This window comes from Vibrio gallicus (assembly GCF_024346875.1).
GTDB classification, from domain to species: domain Bacteria; phylum Pseudomonadota; class Gammaproteobacteria; order Enterobacterales; family Vibrionaceae; genus Vibrio; species Vibrio gallicus.
The window spans coordinates 1967161-1988999 of record NZ_AP024871.1 but is presented as its reverse complement, the minus strand read 5'-3'; the positions used below and the strand labels follow the sequence as shown (position 1 = coordinate 1988999).

The 21839-nt window shown below is 45.4% G+C and carries 16 protein-coding genes; 8 read left to right on the top strand and 8 right to left on the bottom strand.

Features of this window, described 5'->3' with window-relative positions; all coding sequences use genetic code 11:
* Nucleotides 1-3: 3 nt before the first annotated feature.
* The 8 genes from OCU28_RS09190 (at nt 4) to OCU28_RS09155 (ending at nt 11442) form a co-directional block, all read left to right on the top strand.
* Nucleotides 4-2304: a patatin-like phospholipase family protein gene (locus tag OCU28_RS09190; protein ID WP_261815910.1), complete on the top strand. Its 2301-nt coding sequence runs from the start codon at nt 4-6 to the stop codon at nt 2302-2304.
* A 215-nt stretch (nt 2305-2519) separates the two neighbouring features.
* Nucleotides 2520-5108: a bifunctional aconitate hydratase 2/2-methylisocitrate dehydratase gene (acnB, locus tag OCU28_RS09185; RefSeq protein WP_261815909.1), complete on the top strand. Its 2589-nt coding sequence runs from the start codon at nt 2520-2522 to the stop codon at nt 5106-5108.
* Between the two features lie 91 nt (nt 5109-5199).
* Nucleotides 5200-5568, top strand: a complete 369-nt coding sequence (locus tag OCU28_RS09180; RefSeq protein ID WP_261815908.1) for a YacL family protein — start codon at nt 5200-5202, stop codon at nt 5566-5568.
* Between the two features lie 203 nt (nt 5569-5771).
* Nucleotides 5772-6110, top strand: coding sequence for a P-II family nitrogen regulator (gene glnK / locus OCU28_RS09175; RefSeq protein WP_261815907.1), 339 nt, complete (start codon nt 5772-5774; stop codon nt 6108-6110).
* Nucleotides 6111-6135: 25 nt separating this feature from the next.
* A complete protein-coding gene (locus tag OCU28_RS09170; RefSeq protein ID WP_261815906.1) occupies nt 6136-7365 on the top strand; it encodes an ammonium transporter in 1230 nt (409 codons plus the stop codon).
* Nucleotides 7366-7616: 251 nt separating this feature from the next.
* Nucleotides 7617-8630: a Fe(3+) ABC transporter substrate-binding protein gene (locus tag OCU28_RS09165; RefSeq protein WP_261815905.1), complete on the top strand. Its 1014-nt coding sequence runs from the start codon at nt 7617-7619 to the stop codon at nt 8628-8630.
* Nucleotides 8631-8791: 161 nt separating this feature from the next.
* On the top strand, nt 8792-10417 hold the full coding sequence (locus tag OCU28_RS09160; protein WP_261815904.1) for an ABC transporter permease: 1626 nt from the start codon (nt 8792-8794) through the stop codon (nt 10415-10417).
* Nucleotides 10417-11442, top strand: a complete 1026-nt coding sequence (locus OCU28_RS09155) for an ABC transporter ATP-binding protein (protein WP_261815903.1) — start codon at nt 10417-10419, stop codon at nt 11440-11442. Before OCU28_RS09160 ends, OCU28_RS09155 begins: the two co-directional genes overlap by 1 nt.
* 47 nt (nt 11443-11489) lie before the next feature.
* On the opposite strand, the gene OCU28_RS09150 is transcribed toward OCU28_RS09155, so the two are convergent.
* From OCU28_RS09150 to OCU28_RS09115, 8 genes are all read right to left on the bottom strand, one after another.
* Nucleotides 11490-13379 (bottom strand): beta-N-acetylhexosaminidase, encoded by a 1890-nt coding sequence (locus tag OCU28_RS09150; protein ID WP_261815902.1) that lies wholly within the window; start codon nt 13377-13379, stop codon nt 11490-11492.
* Between the two features lies 1 nt (nt 13380).
* Nucleotides 13381-14250 carry an N-acetylglucosamine kinase gene (locus OCU28_RS09145; protein WP_261815901.1) on the bottom strand — a complete coding sequence of 290 codons (870 nt, stop codon included), beginning with the start codon at nt 14248-14250 and terminating at the stop codon, nt 13381-13383.
* On the bottom strand, nt 14247-15944 hold the full coding sequence (locus OCU28_RS09140) for a glycoside hydrolase family 9 protein (protein ID WP_261815900.1): 1698 nt from the start codon (nt 15942-15944) through the stop codon (nt 14247-14249). The genes OCU28_RS09145 and OCU28_RS09140 overlap by 4 nt, the downstream gene beginning before the upstream one ends.
* A 59-nt stretch (nt 15945-16003) precedes the next feature.
* A complete protein-coding gene (locus tag OCU28_RS09135; RefSeq protein ID WP_261815899.1) occupies nt 16004-16999 on the bottom strand; it encodes an ABC transporter ATP-binding protein in 996 nt (331 codons plus the stop codon).
* 19 nt (nt 17000-17018) lie between these two features.
* Nucleotides 17019-18005 (bottom strand): ABC transporter ATP-binding protein, encoded by a 987-nt coding sequence (locus OCU28_RS09130; protein WP_261815898.1) that lies wholly within the window; start codon nt 18003-18005, stop codon nt 17019-17021.
* A 3-nt stretch (nt 18006-18008) separates the two neighbouring features.
* Nucleotides 18009-19037 carry an ABC transporter permease gene (locus tag OCU28_RS09125; protein ID WP_261815897.1) on the bottom strand — a complete coding sequence of 343 codons (1029 nt, stop codon included), beginning with the start codon at nt 19035-19037 and terminating at the stop codon, nt 18009-18011.
* A 2-nt stretch (nt 19038-19039) separates the two neighbouring features.
* The gene (locus OCU28_RS09120; RefSeq protein ID WP_261815896.1) at nt 19040-20026 is read right to left on the bottom strand and encodes an ABC transporter permease; all 987 of its coding nucleotides are present in this window, start codon (nt 20024-20026) and stop codon (nt 19040-19042) included.
* Between the two features lie 130 nt (nt 20027-20156).
* Nucleotides 20157-21830, bottom strand: coding sequence for an ABC transporter substrate-binding protein (locus OCU28_RS09115; RefSeq protein ID WP_261815895.1), 1674 nt, complete (start codon nt 21828-21830; stop codon nt 20157-20159).
* Nucleotides 21831-21839: the final 9 nt, after the last annotated feature.

Here is a 21839-nt window from a genome sequence, read left to right as displayed (position 1 = left end):
GCTTTGCTTCACCGTACCCTTATAACATGCCTGCTCTCTGTGTTTGCTTTTCCCTTGTGGGCGCAAACCGCTTCTTCGTCCCAGTCTGCACAACCTAAGCGCCCTACGATAGCGGTAGTACTTGCCGGAGGCGGGGCTAAAGGTGCAGCGCATATTGGGGTACTAAAGGCGCTAGAAGAGCTTAGAGTTCCGGTTGATATTATTACTGGTACCAGCATGGGAGCATATGTCGGAGGCTTATATGCCTCAGGTCAAAGTGCTGATCAAATTGAGGGATACCTAGGTAGTATCGATTGGTATTCGGGCTACCGAGATCAGGTTAATCGCTCTGACAGACGATTGCGAGATAAAGAGTATGAAGATCGCTATCAGTTAAATACCGACCTTGGTATTGGCTGGGGAACCCTTAAAACCCCTAAGGGAGTGGTTCAGGGTCAGGGGATGCTAAGGATCCTTAGGCAAACCTCGGGCAATCCATTATCCATGGACAGCTTTGACGATATGCCGATTCGCTATCGAGCGGTGGCAACCGATATCGTGGAATTAGAAGAAGTGGTGCTAGATAAAGGCTACTTGGTCGATGCTATGATGGCTTCAATGTCCGTTCCCGGCGCATTACCTCCTTATGAGATTAACGGCCGCTCGTTGGTTGATGGTGGGGTCGTCAATAATATGCCGGTCGACCTTGCGAAAGAGATGGGCGGTGAGCGTATTATCGCAGTCGATATCTCATCCAATTATAAAAATCAAAAGGAAATCCGTAGCTTCCTTGATGTTGGTGGACAGTTGTCAAACTATCTAGTTCAGCGCGGCACCGTCGAACAATCCAAATTGCTTACCGATCAAGACACCTATATTAAGCCTGCGGTTGGGGATATAGGTACTACCGATTTTAGTGCGATGCCAAGTGCTTATGTGTTGGGCTATAAAGCGGCAATGGCACACAAAAAAGAGCTTGAACGCTACTCTATTTCCAAGCAAGAGTATGCTAAGTATCAGCAGCAAAAAGCGGTTAAACGACACCTGATTTTATTTGGTGATAATATCCCCGTTGAGACTATAGAGGTGCGAAATCAGAGTCACTATAACTCCGAGTTATTGGCGAGGCGTATAAACCTTGACTCCGAAACGCGTCCAACTGCAGATGAAATCGAAGAAGGGATTAACCGCCTTTATGCTTTAGATAGATTTGAACGAATCACCTATAAGTATGAACAGCGAGAAGATGAAAACGCAATAGTTGTGGACGTAGATGAGAAAGACTGGGGACCCAATTACCTTAATTTCCGTTTTTTCTTAGAAGATGATTTTACTACCCAGAGTCAGTATGGCTTGGGAGCGTCGATAAACTTTACCGACTTAAACCGCCAAGGGGCAGAGCTAAGAACCAGCTTTGAGCTTGGTACAGACAAGTTGATTGCCGCAGATCTGTATTCGCCATTCTTTGCTAACCAGCTGTTATTTAATACCTTAACCTTTAAGTATACCGATGAGGGAAGAAACGTATCTCTCAATAATTTTCAGGGTAATGAAACCGAAGATTTAAGTGATACATCGGATTATATCCCACTGACTTATAAACAGTTTCAAGCCGATATAGGCTTAGGGTTACAGCCTGCATTGTGGAATGAGATTAAATTTGGGGTTCGCTATACCCATGGTAATGCAGAGGTTTCTTTTCTACCTTCGCAGGGAACGATTGGATTTCAGCGTATAGGCTTATATGTCCGTTACCTGCACGACACATTAGATAGCCTTTCTTTGCCAACCAAAGGTTCATTTTTACAGCTTGAATATGTTAGCTCGTTTGACAAAGTTGAAGACCCAAGTGATCCAAATACTGATGATGAGCGCGTTGATGAATACAAAGCCAATTTTGCCACAGCTCATACCTTTTTTGATAAACACACCTTCGTTTTAAGTACCGATCTTGGGATATTTGATTCTGAAAATAAATCAGTTCCTATCGATCCCTATGACCTAGGTGGCTTCCTTAATCTGTCCGGTATTCCTCGTAATTCATTGATTGGTAGTAACAAGTTATTTGGTAAGCTTATTTACCGTTACCGCTGGTTTGAAAATGATTTTGGAATGTTCCAATCCCCTATTTATATTGGTGCTTCAGCGGAATATGGGGGGGTTTGGTCTAATTCAGATAGAAGCTGGGGAGACCTGCCGTTATTTGTTGCAGGCTCTGTATTTGCTGGCATAGATTCGCCACTTGGCCCTGTCATCCTGGGGTATGGTCAAACTGAAGACAATATGAGTTCGGTATATCTGATAATAGGTAACTCGTTTCGGTAATTGATAGAAATAGTCGAAAGTTTCATCACAACTTGTAGTGTTGATCAAATGAGTTAGATTTTAATTTAAAGTTAAATTTGATATCCTCAAGCGACCATTTGGCGTCTAAAGCTTTTGTTTGCACAAACAAGAGGACTCTATTTATCAATGAGTTTGGCGCCTGATCCAAGGACGTCTAAGATACCTTCTTAGACCAAAATCAGAGGAATGAAGTTGTGCTTGAAGCTTATCGCAAACACGTAGCTGAGCGTGCTGAACAGGGTGTGGTTCCAAAGCCCCTAGACGCTGAGCAAGTCGCAGGTCTTATCGAACTACTTAAGAATCCACCTCAAGGTGAAGAGACCTTCATCTTAGACCTTCTAGAAAACCGTATTCCACCGGGCGTAGATGAAGCCGCTTACGTTAAAGCGGGCTTTCTAACAGCTATCACTAAGGGTGAAGTTGAATCGCCGCTAGTGAGCAAGCAAAAGGCGGCTGAGCTACTTGGCACCATGCAGGGCGGTTACAACATTGAACCGCTCGTTAGCCTATTAGATGACGCTGAACTAGCCCCTATCGCAACAAAAGCACTCTCTCATACACTGCTTATGTTCGATGCCTTCTACGATGTAGAAGAGAAAGCAAAAGCAGGTAATGAATTCGCTAAGCAAGTGGTGCAATCGTGGGCAGATGCCGAGTGGTTTACCTCAAAAGATAAAGTTGCTGAGAAAATTACCGTTAAAGTATTCAAGGTGACAGGTGAGACCAACACGGATGATTTGTCACCCGCGCCCGATGCATGGTCACGTCCTGACATCCCAGTGCACGCAAAAGCCATGCTTAAGATGGAGCGCGAAGGCATCCATCCTGATGAGCAAGGCAGTGTAGGCCCTATTCGCCAAATAGAAGAGCTGCAAAAAGATGGCATTCCATTAGCTTACGTTGGTGATGTTGTTGGAACAGGCTCTTCTCGTAAATCAGCGACAAACTCTGTGCTGTGGTTTATGGGTGACGATATTCCGAACGTGCCAAACAAGCGTACTGGCGGTATCTGTTTAGGTGGAAAGATCGCACCTATTTTCTATAACACTATGGAAGACTCAGGTGCATTGCCAATTGAACTGGACGTGCAAAGCATGAATATGGGAGATGTCATCGATATCTTCCCATATGAAGGCGTAGTGCGTAAGAACGGTGAGGTAATCTCTACATTTGAACTAGGCAAAGTACTGCTTGATGAAGTTCGTGCCGGCGGGCGTATCCCTCTGATTGTGGGTCGTGGCTTGACTAGCCGTGCTCGTACATCTCTAGGTCTAGAAGAAACAGATTTGTTTGCTAAACCTGTTGACCCATTGGCATCGAGTAAAGGCTACACGCTAGCGCAGAAAATGGTGGGTAAAGCCTGTGGCGTAGAAGGTGTACGTGCAGGACAATACTGCGAACCTAAAATGACCACAGTGGGTTCTCAAGATACAACCGGTCCTATGACGCGTGATGAGCTAAAAGACTTAGCATGTTTGGGCTTCTCTGCTGACCTTGTGATGCAGTCTTTCTGTCACACATCAGCGTATCCAAAACCTGTTGATGTAAATACTCACCATACACTACCTGATTTCATCATGAACCGCGGCGGTGTATCGCTTCGCCCAGGTGATGGTGTTATCCACTCATGGCTAAACCGTATGTTGCTTCCTGATACTGTCGGTACGGGCGGTGATTCACATACTCGTTTCCCACTAGGTATTTCTTTCCCTGCAGGTTCTGGTCTTGTGGCCTTTGCTGCGGCAACGGGTGTTATGCCTCTGGATATGCCTGAATCTATCTTGGTGCGCTTTAAAGGCGAAATGAAGCCGGGTATCACGCTACGTGATCTGGTTCATGCCATCCCTTATTACGGCATCAAGCAAGGTCTACTTACGGTTGAGAAAGCAGGCAAGATCAATGAATTCTCTGGTCGCGTTCTTGAGATTGAGGGTGTTGAACACCTAAGCGTAGAGCAGGCATTTGAGCTATCTGATGCATCTGCGGAGCGAAGCGCTGCAGGTTGTACGGTTAAGCTCTCTCAAGAGTCTATCGAAGAGTACTTAAACTCTAACATAGTGATGCTTAAGTGGATGATCGCTGAAGGTTACGGTGACCGCCGTACTATTGAGCGTCGCATTACCGCTATGCAAGAGTGGGTAGATAGTCCAGAGCTGATGCAAGCGGATAAAGACGCTGAGTATAAGCATGTGATTGAGATTGATCTGGCTGAGATCGATGAGCCAATCTTGTGCGCACCTAATGATCCTGATGATGCACGTCCACTATCTGAAGTACAAGGTACTGATATTGATGAGGTATTCATTGGCTCATGTATGACCAATATTGGGCACTTCCGCGCAGCAGGTAAGCTATTGGAGAAATTCAACGGCCAGCTAGATACTCGTCTTTGGGTTGCACCTCCGACTAAGATGGACCGTGACCAACTGACAGAAGAAGGCTACTACGGCATCTTTGGACGTGCAGGGGTTCGTATCGAAACTCCAGGTTGTTCACTGTGTATGGGTAACCAAGCGCGCGTTGCGGACAAAGCAACGGTAATCTCGACGTCCACACGTAACTTCCCGAACCGTTTAGGTAATGGCGCTAATGTTTATTTGGCTTCAGCAGAACTTGCGGCAGTAGGGGCTATTTTAGGTCGTATTCCGACTAAGGAAGAATACCTAGAGTACTCATCGCAGATCGACGCGACGGCAGCGGATACTTACCGTTACCTGAACTTCCATCGCATGGGACAGTACACAGAAAAAGCAGACACGGTTATTTTTCAAGAGCCTGCTTAAGCAACAATATAAATAAAAGATCAAACCGCTGCTTTGCAGCGGTTTTTTTTGCGGTAAAATCCGAGCTCAAACTAAAGTGATTGAGGCAAGCATGGAATTTGAGTTTAAGCGTGGATTTGGCGAGTTTAGCGTTCGAACCAGTATGGGGCATGAGATCATTGGTCGCTGGTTACAAGAAGAGGTTGGTCGTGATCTAACCAAAATTGAGCAAGTTAATGCTTTGATTGCTGTAGCCCAGCAAAGCTTCTGTGAGGCTCATAAATTAGTGGGTAATGAAATCTCCCTCACCATCGAATCTGGTGAGGTTCTTGTTCAAGAGAACGCAATGTTATTTCAGTCTGAACATGAACTTGAGCCTGATTTTGAGCTGTATGATAGTGAAAGCTATGCGGTGTGTGGGCTAGAAGATTTTGAGGCTCTTATTCAGCAATGGCTACGCTTTGTTACCACCGGTCAATAATCCACCATTTAGGTAATGCACTAAAATGGTGTTTTGATAAATAAATGTTCTTTTTTGGTGAATAGGTTGCACTAAATTTGTGCATTGATGAGGGTTTATTTACATTTAAATATAATTATCTTTGATTTTCAATGACTTAAAAAGTTGGCACGCCCTTTGTATTAATATGATTGTTATCGAATTAACTACGCAGAGGGAAAGCGATGAAACTCATTAACGCAATAATTAAACCCTTCAAATTGGACGATGTGCGAGAAGCACTGTCTGATGTGGGCATCGAAGGAATGACAGTTTCTGAAGTAAAAGGCTTCGGTCGTCAAAAGGGTCACACAGAACTATATCGTGGTGCTGAATATCAAGTTGATTTTCTACCTAAGGTAAAGTTAGAGATTGCAACTCAAGCCGAGAATGTTGATCGAGTGATTGAAGCGGTATCCAAAGCAGCTCATACCGGAAAAATTGGTGACGGTAAGATTTTTGTTTATGACCTATCTCAAGCGGTACGCATCCGTACTGGTGAGCTAGATACCGAAGCCCTTTAATTTATCACGGACGAGAGAGTTAATTATGGAAATTGCAGCAACAGTAACTGAGCTTCGCTACGCTCTAGATACATTCTTCTTTTTGATTTCAGGTGCGTTGGTCATGTGGATGGCAGCCGGCTTCGCAATGCTAGAGGCTGGGCTAGTACGCTCTAAGAACACCACTGAAATCCTTACCAAAAACTTCTGCCTATATGCGATAGCGTGTACCGTATACCTAGTTGTTGGTTACAACATTATGTACGTTGATAATAGTGCGGGTAGCTGGCTACCATCATTTGGGAGCCTGATTGGTTCTCAGGGTGAGGGCGCAGATCACTCCCTAGAGTCTGACTTCTTTTTCCAAGTAGTATTTGTTGCAACCTCTATGTCAGTGGTATCAGGTGCTGTCGCTGAGCGTATGAAACTGTGGTCTTTCTTGATCTTTAGTGTGGTATTAACCGGGTTTATTTATCCAATGGAAGGGTATTGGACTTGGGGTGGTGGCTTCCTTTCTGAAGCAGGCTTTAGTGACTTTGCCGGCTCAGGTATTGTACATATGGCAGGTGCTGCCGCAGCATTATCTGGTGTTATTCTGCTAGGTGCTCGTAAAGGCAAATACGGCAAGAATGGCTCAGTACACCCTATTCCGGGTTCAAACATGCCATTAGCAACACTAGGTACATTTATTCTTTGGTTTGGCTGGTTTGGATTTAACGGCGGCTCACAGTTGATGATATCTGACTTTGAAAACGCAACCGCTGTTGGTCAAATCTTCCTAAATACGAATGCAGCTGCCGCAGCTGGTGCAATCACAGCTCTATTGGTTTGTAAGATAACATGGGGTAAAGCAGACCTAACCATGATTTTGAATGGCGCGTTAGCGGGTCTTGTCGCTATTACTGCTGACCCTCTATCACCATCGCCAATGGCCGCTGTAGGTATTGGTGCAGTAGCTGGCGTTATTGTGGTGTTCAGTATCGTAGCCTTTGATAAGATCAAGATTGATGATCCAGTAGGTGCTATCTCAGTACACGGCGTGTGTGGTTTCTTTGGTCTTATGGTAGTGCCTCTAAGTAATGCTGATGCGACCTTTGGTATGCAGCTATTAGGCGCTGGGGTTATCTTTGGCTGGGTATTTGGTGCAAGCTTAGTGGTATGGGGCATACTTAAAGCAACCATGGGAATCCGTGTTACCGAAGAAGAAGAAATCGAAGGAATGGATATCCATGACTGTGGTATTGGTGCATACCCAGAGTTTATGACTGTGAAATAAACAGCAAATTAACAAACGATAATATAAACGAACCTGCCCTTGGGCAGGTTTTTTTTATGGGGAAACCCATTTATAGGCCTATGTTTAAAACGCGCGCATGATATTGATTCTCAATATCATGCGCGCGTTCACAATTTCTAACAACAACTATTAAAAGTACGCCAATACTTGTTTTTAAGCATTGCCTTGCATAGGTGCGTGAATATAATAACCGAACTGATAATTATTCTCACTTTAACTAGGAAAGCAAGATGAAGAATCTTTTGGTTATGACGGCTGCTGTTGGCACTGTACTTTCTCCTATCGCAATGGCTGCTGAAGAAGTCAATGTTTACTCTTACCGCCAACCATTCTTGGTTCAACCTATGTTTGACGAATTCACTAAAGAAACCGGTATCAAGGTTAATGTGAAATTCTCAAAAACAGGGATTGCTGAGCAACTTACCAAAGAGGGTGAATATAGCCCTGCTGATGTTGTGTTAACTACTGACATTAGCCGTCTTGTTGAACTGGCAAATAAAGAGGTAGTTCAACCGGTTAATAGTGAACAGATTAATCAAAATGTACCGGCACAATATCGTGATAGTGACAACGAATGGTTTGCTCTAACGTTGCGTGCGCGTAATGTTTACTCTTCGCGAGATCGCGTTGGTAAATTAGCGACTGATTTTGACTACAAGGACTTAGCGAACCCAGAGTACAAAGGCAAAATCTGTACTCGTAGTGGTAAGCACCCTTATAACGTATCTTTGGTATCAGCGATGATTGCACATTATGGTGAAGCTGAGGCAAAGACGTGGTTAGAAGGCGTAAAAGCAAACCTAGCGCGTAAACCACAGGGTAACGATCGCGCCCAAGTTAAGGCTATCAAAGAAGGTTTATGTGACTTGGCTTTAGGCAATAGTTATTACCTAGGCAAGATGCTAGAAACAGCCGAGCAAAAAGTATGGGCTGATTCGGTGTATATTAACTTCCCAGGTCAAGAATCAACCGGTACGCATGTCAATGTAAGCGGCATGGCAATGGCGAAGCATGCACCAAACCATGATAACGCTATAAAGCTTATGGAGTTTTTAACCGCTGATAAGGCGCAGCAAATGTACGCTGAGGATAACTATGAATATCCAGTTAAACCAGGTGTGAAACGCTCTGAATTAGTTGCTTCATGGGGCGAGTTTAAGGCTGATACCCTTGCTCTAGAGAAGATAGCCGATAACCATGAAAAGGCGGTAAAACTGTTAGATCAGGTGAAGTTTGATCTGTAAATCAGACCCACTTTACATAACGAGGAACAAAACCCGCGTATAATTACGAGTTTGGCGTTGAGTCTTAGAGACTGAGCGCCTTTTGTTGTTTATAAGCTCCTTGGATTTTGCAGATACAAGTGAAATTCCAATAAACCCAAAGGGTCAATAGAACCTCCTAAATGAAAGAACATTATCCTCTATTTAACATCAGCAGCGGTCTAGTTTCCCTGATTTTGGTGTTACCTATTCTTGCTATCTTCTATACCAGCTTAGGCGGTGATAACGAGCTGTTTTCACACCTATTGCAAACCGTAATGCCGACCTATATAAGCAATACTTTTTGGTTAGTATTTGGTGTAATGCTGCTGTCGTTAGCCCTTGGTATTCCAAGTGCTTGGCTAATGGCTATGTGTCAACTGCCTAGTGCTCGCATATTGCAATGGGCACTGGTATTGCCGATGGCAATGCCGGGCTATATCGTAGGTTATATATTTACTGATTGGTTCGATTTTGCAGGCCCAATTCAAGTGATGCTTCGAGACTTAACGGGTTGGGGGCCTCGCGAATATTGGTTTCCTGATATGCGCACCTTAGGCGGGGCAATATGGGTGATGTCATTGGTGCTTTACCCTTATGTGTACCTATTATGTCGCGCTGCTTTTATGGAGCAGAGCGTGAGTATTTTACAGTCAGCTAGGCTATTGAAGTGTTCACCATGGCAGAGTTTTTGGCGTATTTCCCTACCTATCATTCGTCCTTCTATCGCTGTTTCATTGTCTTTGGTCGCGATGGAGGCGATAGGGGATTTTGGGACCATGAACTACTTCGCCGTTAGTACCCTTACTACCGCTGTTTATGATACCTGGCTTGGCTACTCAAACCTTGGCGCAGCGGCCAAGATCTCGGCGGTAATGTTGCTGGTGATCATTTTATTGATCAGTAGTGAACGCTATAGCAGACGCCGCCAAAAGTTGTTTCAACATCAATTTAATAGCCATGAAGAATTTCGATATCAATTGCACGGTTGGAAGAAGTGGGCTGCCGTTATCTGGTGTTGGTCTATTGTGGCTGTGGCGTTTATTTTTCCTCTGATACAACTTGGTATGTATGCGTTAGCCTACTTTGAGCAAAGCTGGACCACTGAGTTTTATCAATACTCAATTAATAGCCTCAAGGTTTCTGTGATGGCTGCAAGCTTTGCTTTGATGGTGGCAATCTTAGTGAACTTTAATCAGAGGCTTTCTAACTCAAAACTAGGTAATGCCTGTGCGCGCGGTGCCTCATTGGGGTATGCCGTACCCGGAACTGTGTTGGCTATCGGCATTATGGTACCCGTGCTTACCGCTGATCACTGGATCAATGATGTGGCAAAGTATATGGATTGGGGCAGGCCGGGATTAATCTTGTCTGGGTCAATGTTTGCCCTGGTGTTTGCTTTTGTGGTGCGTTTTTCTGCCGTGGCGATTGGCACTATCGAAAGCAGTGTTAATAAGGTATCGCCCTCATTGGATATGGCTGCACGTACTATGGGGTGCAATAGCACTCAGATGCTAACTAGGGTTCATATTCCACTGATGAAAAGAGGTGCTTTGATCGCATTTCTATTGGTGTTTATTGAGTCAATGAAGGAGCTAAATGCGGCTTTATTGTTGCGACCATTTAACTTTGAAACCCTTGCGACTTACGTCTACAACTTCGCCTCAGATGAGCAGCTTGAGCTGGCCGCAATGCCTGCGGTGCTGTTGGTTTTAGTTGGACTTATCCCCTTAATAATTGTTAACCGTTCTCTGGAGCAAGCACACTAATGAGCCGTACATTAACCATTAAGAATCTAACCTGTAAGTATGATGTTCAGGTAGTGCTAGAGAACCTTTCTTTGACGGTTCAACAAGGAGAGATAGTCTGTTTGTTGGGGGCCAGTGGCTGCGGAAAAACAACCCTATTAAAAGCAATATCAGGGCTGCTTCCTTTGACTCAGGGACATCTAGAGCTCAACGGCCATATTATCGATGATGGTAAGCGTTGGCTTGCTCCTGAACAGCGTAACATAGGAATGATCTTCCAAGACTATGCGCTATTTCCTCATTTGACCGTAGCGCAGAATATCTGTTTTGGAATCCGGGATCTAAGTAAAGAAATTCAAGCGGAACGTGTACAAGATATGCTTGAAATGGTGCATCTGCAAAAGCTGGGGGATCGCTATCCACACCAGTTATCAGGTGGACAGCAACAGCGGGTCGCAATTGCGCGCTCTCTGGCCTACAATCCCGATCTTTTACTGCTTGATGAGCCGTTTTCTAATATTGATACTCAAGTTAGACATAAGTTGATCTCTCAGATCCGAGGCATATTTAAGAAGGCGGGGGTTACCGCTATCTTTGTTACCCACAGCCGTGAAGAGGCGTTTGCTTTTGCCGATAAGATGGCAGTGATGAATAAGGGAGTGATTGAGCAGTTTGGTAGTGCATCAGACCTTTACCACAACCCTTCTAGCCGTTTTGTAGCAGACTTTCTTGGTGGTGGCAGTTACTTACCTGCAATTGCCCTTGGTGAGGGGAAGTATCAAACCTCATTGGGGATCGTACATGCTACAGCCAACCAACAGGTAGAGGATAAGGCGCACATATTATTGCGTCCACAACATCTATTGCTATCTAAAAATGAACAGGGTGCGACTCGAGTACTTGAGCAGCAGTTTATGGGTGATCACTTCCGATATGTAGTAGAGATTGATGGCTGTCGAATGCTGTCAAGTTCTGCAGAGCAGCTTGAAGTGGGTAGCTATGTTGACGTAAGGCTTGCAACCACCTCACTGTTGGCGTTTTCCTAACAGGAAATTACCCCAGACAAGCGTTTGAGCTATCTGGGGTATTGCAATTACTTACCCCAAGGGTTTCTGTAGTTTATCCCTCTGGCATCAAGCCCTTTTAGGTCGCTTTTTAGGCGAGATAAGAAGTCGAGCCATTGACGATGTTGGGGCTGGGTCCAGCTGACCTCCGCTATAGCTTGTAGCCTAGGGTGAACCATATAGTTTAACTTTTGTGGGCTGTCGATTAACTCACACCACAGCGCTGCTTGAACACCTAATATCTTGTCACGAATCGGGTTGTCATGGGCGATATCTTGCATCGGTGTATAGTGATAAGCGTGTTCAAGTGGGGTGACATTAGCCCAATAAAATCCAGATTCTGTCTTGTCAAAATCCTGCGCCATATCTAGATAGGTGAACTGACCCGGTTGCAATACCACATCAAACCCCTTACCGGCGCACTCGATAGCTGCTTGTTCACTTTGCCATGAATAGATAACGGTATTGGTGCTGACTTTGTCCCCATGCTGAGCCTCTTCCCAACCCAACATCCGCTTACCAAGCTGCGCCAGTTTTTGTTCTACGTGACGTAGCAGATGGCCTTGTAGCTCTTTGGCTGAGTTTAAGCCTAGAGTTTGCATCTGTTTTTGACACAGTTCACTGTCGCTCCATACCCCTTCTGGCACTTCATCGGCACCAATATGTAACATAGGTGCAGGAAACAGTGCCGCTACTTCTTCGATAACCGTATCAAGGAAGTGGTAAGTTCCTTCTAGTGCTGGTGACAGAACGTTGTCGGTATAGTGTTGGACACTGCGGTAACTAGAGTGGTCTTGATTGTCGACCAGTAGATGTGGCAGAGACTTGATTGCTGCGCGACAATGACCAGGAATATCAATTTCTGGAATAACAGTAATGCCGCGCGCGTCAGCAAATTCAATAACCTCACGTACTTGTTGTTGGGTGTAGTAGCCACCGTATTTACGGTCTATATGCCTAAACTGAGAGGTGAGAACCTCATTTGGCCCTCGCCACGCTCCGATCTCTGTTAGCTCAGGGAAGGCGTTAATTTCTAATCGCCAGCCTTCATCGTCGGTAAGATGCCAATGGAAGTAGTTGTATTTATAGCGAGCAAGTTGGTCAATGACACTCTTTACAGTATCTAAGCTGTGGAAGTGTCGACAACAATCTAGCATCATGCCGCGATAGCTATACAGAGGTGCATCTTGGATCTGTACACAGGTAAGCTCAGTGCCTGAGCCAAGTAGTTGTATTAGGCTAGCGATAGCATTGCGAAAGCCCTGCTGGTCGTTAGCGGTAATGGTGACTTGGCTTTGCGTTATGCACAGCTGATAGCCGCCTTCGGTGAGTGAATCTAGTTGTTCAAATACCAAGCTTGGGTTAGTGTCGCTGGCTTCAAATTGTATCTGTGACACCGCTTGCTTTAACCATATAATGGCAGGCAGTGCGGCATCTGCAGTAGCTTGATAATGACAAATATTGTCTAAAGTCAGCGTGCCTTGGGTAACCGTGACCTCATTGGGCATCGGAATAATTGGAAGGGCACTGGCTTCTACACTTGGCACAACGCTCGGCTCATTATAGGCTTCAGTGAGCGTTGGGGCATGCACTGTTACCGGTTGTTGGCCGGTTTGGGTTACAAGGTATGCCTCTAGAATACCATCGCATTCCAATCTTAGAGCAGGGCTCTCCATCTCAAAACAAAGCTGAATACTGTCGCCTTGCGCAATAACAGGCAGGTCACTCAAGATGCAGCGACTGCCTAATTGGGCGAGTGTTCCTATAGAGCTACTATTTGGCTTTAGAAAGCGAGTAATAGAGAAGCATAGGCTCCACTCTTCTAACGAGTGCGGGGTTTGGTTGCTTAGTGTTAGCTCAAACTGCGCGGTATGTTGGTCTTTTTGGGACACGCTTTGGGTGATAATCAGGTGTGTCATGTTAGCCTCGTGAATACAAATTGTGGAGTGGCTGATTGGCCAGCATTAGAGCGCCATGCATGGCGTCTCCCTTCGGTGTAGTGATAAATTGATTTATTGCCGGAGATAGCCATGCTTGAATGCGTTCAGCAATCCCTCCCATTAGGCAGATCTGGCGGGCTCCTTTTTTGTGTAGAGCCCATAAAAACATTTCAATATCTTGTGCAGTTTGCTGTAGCAATTCAATCGCAAGGGGATCGCACTCTTGGGCCAAGGCAAAAATCTGCGGTGAAAACTGGGCATAATCACGGGGCAGAGCGCTCTTTGACCACAGCACTATGGCATCAATATCATGCTCAAAATGTGTCATTATTAATTGGGTTAACTGAGTGCTTGGGCGAATGTCATCCTGGGCTAGTAATACTTGTTGTATCAGTCTAAGCCCCATCACCGCACCACTGCCTTGATCAGAGATTGGAAATTCGCGCCCACCTACTACATGTTGCTGCCCCTGTTGTAACAAGATGCCACAGCTGCCTGTACCGGCAATCATTATCGCGCCATCTTGACCTTGGTGAGCTCCCAAGCATGCCCCATAGGCATCCGTGTTTAGGGTTATCGATGCAAAGGGATGAGGCAGGGCCATGAACTCCAGCCAAGCACTGGCTTGTTCGGCGCCAGCTAATGCCGCTCCTATATGCATGTCCTTAAATTGCTCTGCGTGAAACCCAGCATCTAACAAGGATTCAATTATCGCATCTAGAGCGCGGCTAGGGCCAAGGAGCAGATTTGCACTGCCGCTTTTTCCATCGGCTAGCCACTCGCCTTGCTCGGTTGTTACCCGCGCACGGCAGGAGGTTCCACCACCGTCGATGCCGACTAGATAACTCATAAGCTCTCCTGTTTTGCTTGCAGTGCAATCGCGAGTAGATACCAAGTAGCATGAGGGATCCACTGCTCTGCCCAGCGCCAGTTCTGTTCCATATCGTCAGCCTGAGGCTGTGGATTAAAGGCAATATCATGTGGGTCGTTAAAGCCTGCGGTAATACCATTACATATCCCACCTTTAGCATTAAAGAACCCCAGCTCAGGAAGATAATCTGGGTTATTGTGACCGTGGCCATCTAGCATGCACATGTCATATGGGTTACAGCCTAATATCCAATCTAGACACGATTGACTGTAGTGTTGTAGGTCAACTTTTAGTTCTGCTTTCACCTGGTTACTGACCATGTATCCCATACATGCTAGCGAAGCTAAACGAGCGTTTTCGCCTTGCCACCAATAGCCACTCTCATTGTTTTGTGCAATAAAAAACGCACTGCGTTTGCTGCTGTCTAGGTCTTTAACGTACTGGCGAGGATAGGCAAAAGAGTTCGCAACTTCGTGACTAATATTGAGTTCAAATGTGATGGCTTGCTCTATGGTATGGGTCGCTAATTCTGCCTGTTTAGGATCGGTCTCTAACTGCACATATTGCGATAGAGCAATCACAGGCAGTCCAGCATCTGAGGCATGAAAGTAAGGACGTTGCGCATTTGCACTCCAAAATCCGCAGTAGTTGGCATCACTATGTTGACGCAGCATCAGCTGCTTAGCCCAAGCGCGCGCCTCATCTAAAAAGGTTTGTTGTGTAGTAGTGCGGTATAACTCGCAACAGGCAACAAGCGCACAATATTCATCTATGATATTTTGCTGACCATCATCGAGATAATTGAGGTTATGCTTCTTGAGGTGCCAGTAACCTTTCTGTGCCGCTTCAATATAGGCAGTGCGTATTGAAGCCTCAATTAGGGGCTCACGACCTACAGCGGCTAAGGCTGCGATGCTCATGCCGCCACCTTGACGAAATCCAGCTTCATAGTCACTGCCTTTATACCCTTGCTGGGTTTGATAGGCACATAGCTCCCTTTGCTGGGGGACTTTAGTCCATTTATCAAACACCGTCATATAGAAAAAGCCAGATTGGTGCTGCATTTTCAATAAGAAATCTGCGCCATGCTTGGCTTCTTCGATGAGTCGAGTTTGAGTGTATTGAGGTGCAATTTGCGCCTCTCTTAGTATTTGCAAGCTGTGTTGTAAGCTCCAGACTACTAATGGTATTTGCTGTGGATTTAGATAGTTAGCATAAGATAGATGACTTAGATATTTACTGACATCCCCAGAGGCGTCATACCAACCACCCTGTACGTCTCTGATCTCTTCACTGCCAAATATAGTAGCGCGTCGATCAGCTTCATCATAGATACCACCGCAACGCTGCGATTTAAAGTAATGGATTACATCGGAAAAGGTGTGTTGATATAGCAGCCTTTGCGAGATGGCGAAATGGTGAGAGTGAGTCTCGTTATAGCTGGCATAGTACTCGCAAATATTGGTTAAAGCTGAAAAATCAAATTCATAGCTATACCCAATTTGCCAATTGTCGGTAATAGTAGGAGAGCCAAGCGGCACCTCAAGAACTCGTTGATGGTCGCTACAGCGGCGGATCTCTACATGCCCAGAGTGTGCACTATCAGGGGCAAGCATAACCCCCTTCTTTGGACTCTTTGGCGAAAATCCAAGGTGATTAATAAGGATCTTCATATCTGTCTCGTTATAAAAATTGCCCCCTTGACGGGGGCATAAAGGAGTGAATCGTTAGATTATTTTTCGTGCAAGTAGCAGCGTACAAAATGGTTTTCAGATAACTGAGTTACCCCAGGTAGTTTCTCTTTACATTGCTCTGTCGCTTGTTGGCAACGCCCAGCAAATGGACAGCCAACTGATTCTGGTGTCCAAAGCGGGATCTCACCCTTATTGCCTTTAAGCTTCTCGTGAATCGATTTAGATGGATCGGGCACGGCAGAGATCAGCAATTGAGTATATGGGTGCTGAGGGTTTGCAATAACCTCATCGGTATCACCCCATTCCACCATATGCCCGACATACATTACTGAGATATCTTCGGCGATGTAACGTGCTGTTGCGATGTCGTGAGTGATGTAAAGCAGAGACATTTGCTTCTCAAACTTCATCTCTTCCATCAGATTTAACACCCCTGCACGAATCGAAACATCTAGCATGGATGTTGGTTCATCGGCTAATACCACCTCAGCTCCAACTGCGATATTTCGGGCAAGGTTAACCCTTTGACGCTGGCCACCAGATAGTTGATGCGGGAATTTAGCCGCAGTTTCTTTCGGTGGGATCAGTCCGACCTGATCTAAAAGATCGTAGACGCGCTCTTGCAGTTCTTTTTTATTACTGGCTGATACCTTGTTATGAATGATCAGTGGTCGAGCAATATGGTGGAAGATGTTGTGGGTCGGGTTTAGTGAGCCAAACGGGTCTTGCCATACCATCTGCACACCTTCGCGGTAGTGCATCAGCTCTTTCTTTTTCTGAATAGTTTGAATATCTCTTCCACGATATTCGATGTTGCCCGTTGTTGGGGCATACATCTTAGCTATCATTTTAGCTGTGGTTGACTTACCTGAGCCGGACTCACCAACTACGGCCAATCCGCGGCTTTTGTACATCTTGAATGATACGTCGTTGATAGCACGCATCATTGGGTTTTTTAGTGCATGGCTGCTGACTGGAAAGTCTTTGACTAGGTTTTTGCCTTCAATTAGTAGCTCGCCTGTAGGTTTACTCATGTTTGTTCTCCGAATAGCTCTAGCTAACTGCCGTTTGAATGATTGGCTCACCGTAAAGGTGACAGTTTGAATAGCGGTTAGGCTCTATCTGTCTTAGGTGAGTTGCGTCGCTACGACAAGCCTCATGTACGCGATCACAGCGCGCCTGAAAACGGCAGCCTTGCGGTATTTGCAGTAGGTTAAGCGGATTTCCCGGAATCCCTGTTAACTTGGTTTTCGGACCAATTAGTGGTGGGAAGGAGCTTCCCAAACCGCGGGTATACGGATGATAAGGGGTCTCTAAGATCTGTTTTGCAGGCGCAACCTCAATCAACTCTCCAGAGTACATAATCCCAATTCGGTCAGAAAACTCGACCATCAGAGATAAGTCATGGGTGATGAATAAGATTGAGAAACCAAACTCTTCTTTTAGGGCATAGATCTTTTGTAAGATCTCTCGCTGTACAACTACATCCAATGCTGTAGTCGGCTCATCCATGATGATCATCTTAGGGTTTAAGGCAAGGGCTATTGCAATTACTAAGCGTTGACGCATACCACCAGAAAACTGATGCGGATAGTCACTTAAGCGACTTGGGTGGATATCGACAATCTCAAGTAGACCTTCAGCTCGAACTCTAGCTTGATCACGGGTCATATTGGTATGACGCATGATCACATCGCAGAATTGCTCTTCCATAGGCAGTACTGGGTTTAGCGCGTTCATTGCGCTTTGGAATACCATTGACATCTCACTCCAGCGAAAACCTTGCATACGGTTATCGCTGTATTGAAGGATATCTTCGCCATTGAATATCACCTCACCACCAGTGATAAATGCAGGTGGCTTATGTAGGCGCATCAGCGAAAAGGCCACCGTGGATTTACCACAACCGGATTCGCCAGCTAGACCAAAGACTTCACCTGGGGCGATGTCAAAGCTTACTTTATTACAGGCACGTACGTCGCCTGCATCGGTAATATAATCCACGCATAGGTCGCGGACAGAAATTAACGGTTCAGTCATAATTTATTCTCCGCGCATTATAGGGTGACTTGGGGGTGTTTCCAGCTGCTCTTTACGAATCTTCTCGTCTTGCTTAGCCATTTTCTTCCAACGACGCATACCTTTATGTGAGCGCAGTTGTGGGTTTGCAATCTCATCCACAGCAAAGTTAAGTAGCGCTAAGCCTGTCACTAATAGTGTCAGTGCCAGACATGGAGCAAGTAGTTCCCACCATGCACCGATTAGCATCGAAGAGGAGGTCTGTACGTTATACAACATGATGCCCCAGCTAATAGTGTTCGGGTCACCCATTCCAAGGAAGGAAATGGTTGCTTCCATCATGATGGCGTACATTACCGAACCGATAAAGCTTGCACCTACAATGGAGATAAGGTTGGGTAGGATCTCGACAAAGATAATGCGAAACGGTGACTCACCAAGTACCTCGGCGGCTTTTACAAATTCCTTTTCACGCAGAGCGAGGGTTTGAGCTCGAACCACCCTTGCACCCCAAGCCCAGGAGGTAATACCTATTATCAAGGCTATGGTTAGCGGACCTGCCTCCCCGATAAATGCGGCAACCACAAATAGTAATGGGTACTGGGGTATAACCAGCATGATATTCATGGCAGCGGTTAGAAATTCATCGACTTTACCACCAAAGTAGCCAGCAGAAACTCCGATTACGGTAGCCAAGAAGCATACAGTTAGACCTGCACCAAAACCCACCGCTAGTGATACGCGAGCACCATAGGCAACTTGTGCCCAAACATCACGTCCCATACGGGTTGTGCCTAGAGTATGCTCTGCATCTTTAGACATATGTAGGGTACGGGGATGGTTGGCAATATTCTCTGCTACCCATCCGTCAGGATTAGCTTGAGCCATCTTCACGATAGGTGCCGGATACTCATGGGGCTTACCGGTACGCTTATCGGGAGCGTGCGAGGTAATAAGTGGTGCAAAAATCGCAATAAACAAAAAGATACTCAGGATTGAAACACCAATCATGGCAACGGTATTACCGCGAATTAGTTTAAAGATGTCTTTCATGATTATTTGCCTCCCTTACGTAGGCGAGGGTCCAATACAACATAGAGCATGTCGGCCAACAGGTTAAAGAACAGCATAAATAGAGTCATAATCAGCAGTTGTCCCTGCAAAACCTGATAGTCACGTGCAGTAATAGCATTAAATAGAACCGTACCTAAACCTGGGTAGTTAAAGATGATTTCGATGATTAACTGTCCACCGATAGCCATACCAAGTGACATAGATAGAGCGGTAACACTTGGCAATAGTGCGTTACGAGCAGCGTAGTTAAATACCACACGGTTTTCGCTCAAGCCTTTGCCTTTTGCCATTGTGATGTAGTCTTCGGCAAGCAGGTTAATCATGTTGTTACGCATGTTGACCAGGAAGCCACCAATTTGCACAAGAGAAGCACAAACAAGGGGTAGGAATGCGTGATAAGCGACATTTTTTATAAAGGCCCATGAGGTCCAGTCTGGAGTTGTTCCAGGTGTATACGCATAACCGGTTGGAAACCATTTCAGCCCTATGGCAAAGATAAACATCGCCAACATTGCAATAACCACTTGTGGTACAGCTTGTACGATAAGCATACCGGGAGTGATGAAGGTATCGTACTTGCTACCGCGTTTCCATGCGGCAAAGATGCCTAGAATAGAGCCGATGGAAAATGAAAGAATAACTGCAGTCCCTGCTAGAAATAGAGACCAGCCAAAAGCTCCACCAAGTAATTCATTAACACTCAGCGGGTAGAATTTAATTGAGGTTCCTAGCTCCCAGCTAAGAATGCTCTTTAGATAAGTAAAATATTGAACCCATAATGGGCCGTCTACAAAACCAAGCAATTGTCTCATTGCTTCGATTCGCTCAGGGGTTACCTGTGCTGTCGCATGCGCGAACATCATTGTGACTGGGTCGCCCGGCATTGCGCGCGGAATTATAAAGTTGATCGTGGCAGCTACAAGTAGCGCCAAGCAATAAAACGATAAACGTCTAAGAAAATATCCCATACATACACCTAATCATCCGTGATTCCGGATACAGCTTTGTGAAATCTGTAGCAACTACTTGGGCAGCGTAATACAACAGGGTTTGTTAGGAGAAAAAGCGGCGCTATTGCGCCGCTACTCTCGGAGCTAATTACTTAACTGGTTTTAGGTCAAGAACGTGTAGAAGACGCTCTGGGATACCAGCCCAAATGTTTGGACGGCCTTTCGCATTATCTTCATTCCACCAACCCGTGAAGCGAGTGGTGTTATATTGATAAGTACTTGCACCAGACATCACTGGGATAGTTACCTGATCCGTTGCAATAATGCGTTGGATGTTATGTGCAATCTGCATTTGCTCTTTCTTATCAGCTGTTTTGTAGAAGCTGTTTAGCAGGTTGTCTAGGTCTGCGTTTTTGTAGAAGTGCATTGCAAAACGCGGCATACCGCTGCCTTCTTGTAGTGCTGAGTTATACGCACTGTTCCAATATAGGTGCGGGTCAGCGCCGTGGAAGTAGTTGGTATAAGCTAAGTCATAAGTACCCTCAAGCATTGCTTGGTTGTATACCGCAAACTCAGGAGTACGTGCACGAGCCTTGATGCCAACTTCGTTTAACTGCTCAACAGCAAGTTGAACGGTATTGTTGAAGTCAGTCCAGCCGTTTGGTGATTGAATTAACAGCTCAAACTTCTTGCCTGAAGGGGTTTCTACGAAGCCATCACCGTTGGTGTCTTTGAAGCCAATCTTTTCAAGTAGCGCTTTTGCGCCATCAGCATCATACGAGTTGAAGTTTTTGTACTTGTTGTGTACGCCTTCATCAGACCAAGCTTCAAATGCGTAACCTAGACCTGAACCAAAGTCATTCACAGTGCCCGCGCCATAGAATGCGATATCGATGATGGTTTCACGGTCGATAGCCATACTCATTGCGCGACGGAAGTCAACGTTAGTTAAGGCTTCATGCTTTGCTGCATCAGGGTTTTTAAAGTTAACCATCAGCGCTTGTGTACCAGCTGCTGGATACCAGTAGCCATGATTTGGGTTAACTGATTTGTAAGTACGCTCAATATCAGGAATGAATGATGAGGTCCAATCCAGTTCAGAGTTAACAATCTTGCTTAGTAATTGGTCGTTGTTCGCGATTTGAGGAACGCGCAAGCAGTCGACATCAAGATTTGATGCATCCCAGTAATTTGGGTTAGCACATTGGATATAAAGCTGAGGAGTAAAGGTGTCAATCTCAGTAAACGGGCCTGTACCAACTGGGTTTTCATTAGTATATGAAGTTGGATCTTCTACTTTAGACCAGATGTGTTTTGCGACAACTGGTACCTTCGCAATCTCGTAAGGTACGTTAGAGTTGCCTTCGGTTAATACAAATCGAACCTGATGGTCATTTAACTTCTCAACCTTAGCAACCCATTTATTAATACCAGTTTGGTCTAAAGAGGTTTTGCTTTTTACTAGATTAAATGAGTAGACAACATCATCTGCGGTAAAAGCTTGGCCGTCAGACCATTTTACCCCTTTACGAATGTCAAAGGTGACACTCATTAAGTCGTCAGCCATCTTGAAGTTTTCAGCCAAACGCATTACTGGCTTGTTGCCGTGCATTTCATTGAAAACAACCAAAGGCTCATAGATGAACTCAGTGGTAGTACGTAGATTTGTCGCAAGATACGGGTTGAAGTTGCGAACCATTGTTGGGTAAAAATCTGGGACTATGGTCAGTTCTGAACGAGCTTCTGCTGGAGCAGAAACAGCCGTTGCTGTCGTCGCGATTAACGCGGTAGCAATCGCTGTCTTTTTAATAGTAGCAAGCATGGTATGTCC

Bases quoted from the DNA above. Each gene is read 5' to 3' on its own strand.
- OCU28_RS09180 (WP_261815908.1), top strand. From the start codon at position 5,200: ATGGAATTTGAGTTTAAGCGTGGATTTGGCGAGTTTAGCGTTCGAACC.
- glnK (WP_261815907.1), top strand. From the start codon at position 5,772: ATGAAACTCATTAACGCAATAATTAAACCCTTCAAATTGGACGATGTG.
- OCU28_RS09170 (WP_261815906.1), top strand. From the start codon at position 6,136: ATGGAAATTGCAGCAACAGTAACTGAGCTTCGCTACGCTCTAGATACA.
- OCU28_RS09165 (WP_261815905.1), top strand. From the start codon at position 7,617: ATGAAGAATCTTTTGGTTATGACGGCTGCTGTTGGCACTGTACTTTCT.
- OCU28_RS09160 (WP_261815904.1), top strand. From the start codon at position 8,792: ATGAAAGAACATTATCCTCTATTTAACATCAGCAGCGGTCTAGTTTCC.
- OCU28_RS09155 (WP_261815903.1), top strand. From the start codon at position 10,417: ATGAGCCGTACATTAACCATTAAGAATCTAACCTGTAAGTATGATGTT.
- OCU28_RS09150 (WP_261815902.1), bottom strand. From the start codon at position 13,379: ATGACACACCTGATTATCACCCAAAGCGTGTCCCAAAAAGACCAACAT.
- OCU28_RS09145 (WP_261815901.1), bottom strand. From the start codon at position 14,250: ATGAGTTATCTAGTCGGCATCGACGGTGGTGGAACCTCCTGCCGTGCG.
- OCU28_RS09140 (WP_261815900.1), bottom strand. From the start codon at position 15,944: ATGAAGATCCTTATTAATCACCTTGGATTTTCGCCAAAGAGTCCAAAG.
- OCU28_RS09135 (WP_261815899.1), bottom strand. From the start codon at position 16,999: ATGAGTAAACCTACAGGCGAGCTACTAATTGAAGGCAAAAACCTAGTC.
- OCU28_RS09130 (WP_261815898.1), bottom strand. From the start codon at position 18,005: ATGACTGAACCGTTAATTTCTGTCCGCGACCTATGCGTGGATTATATT.
- OCU28_RS09125 (WP_261815897.1), bottom strand. From the start codon at position 19,037: ATGAAAGACATCTTTAAACTAATTCGCGGTAATACCGTTGCCATGATT.
- OCU28_RS09120 (WP_261815896.1), bottom strand. From the start codon at position 20,026: ATGGGATATTTTCTTAGACGTTTATCGTTTTATTGCTTGGCGCTACTT.
- OCU28_RS09115 (WP_261815895.1), bottom strand. From the start codon at position 21,830: ATGCTTGCTACTATTAAAAAGACAGCGATTGCTACCGCGTTAATCGCG.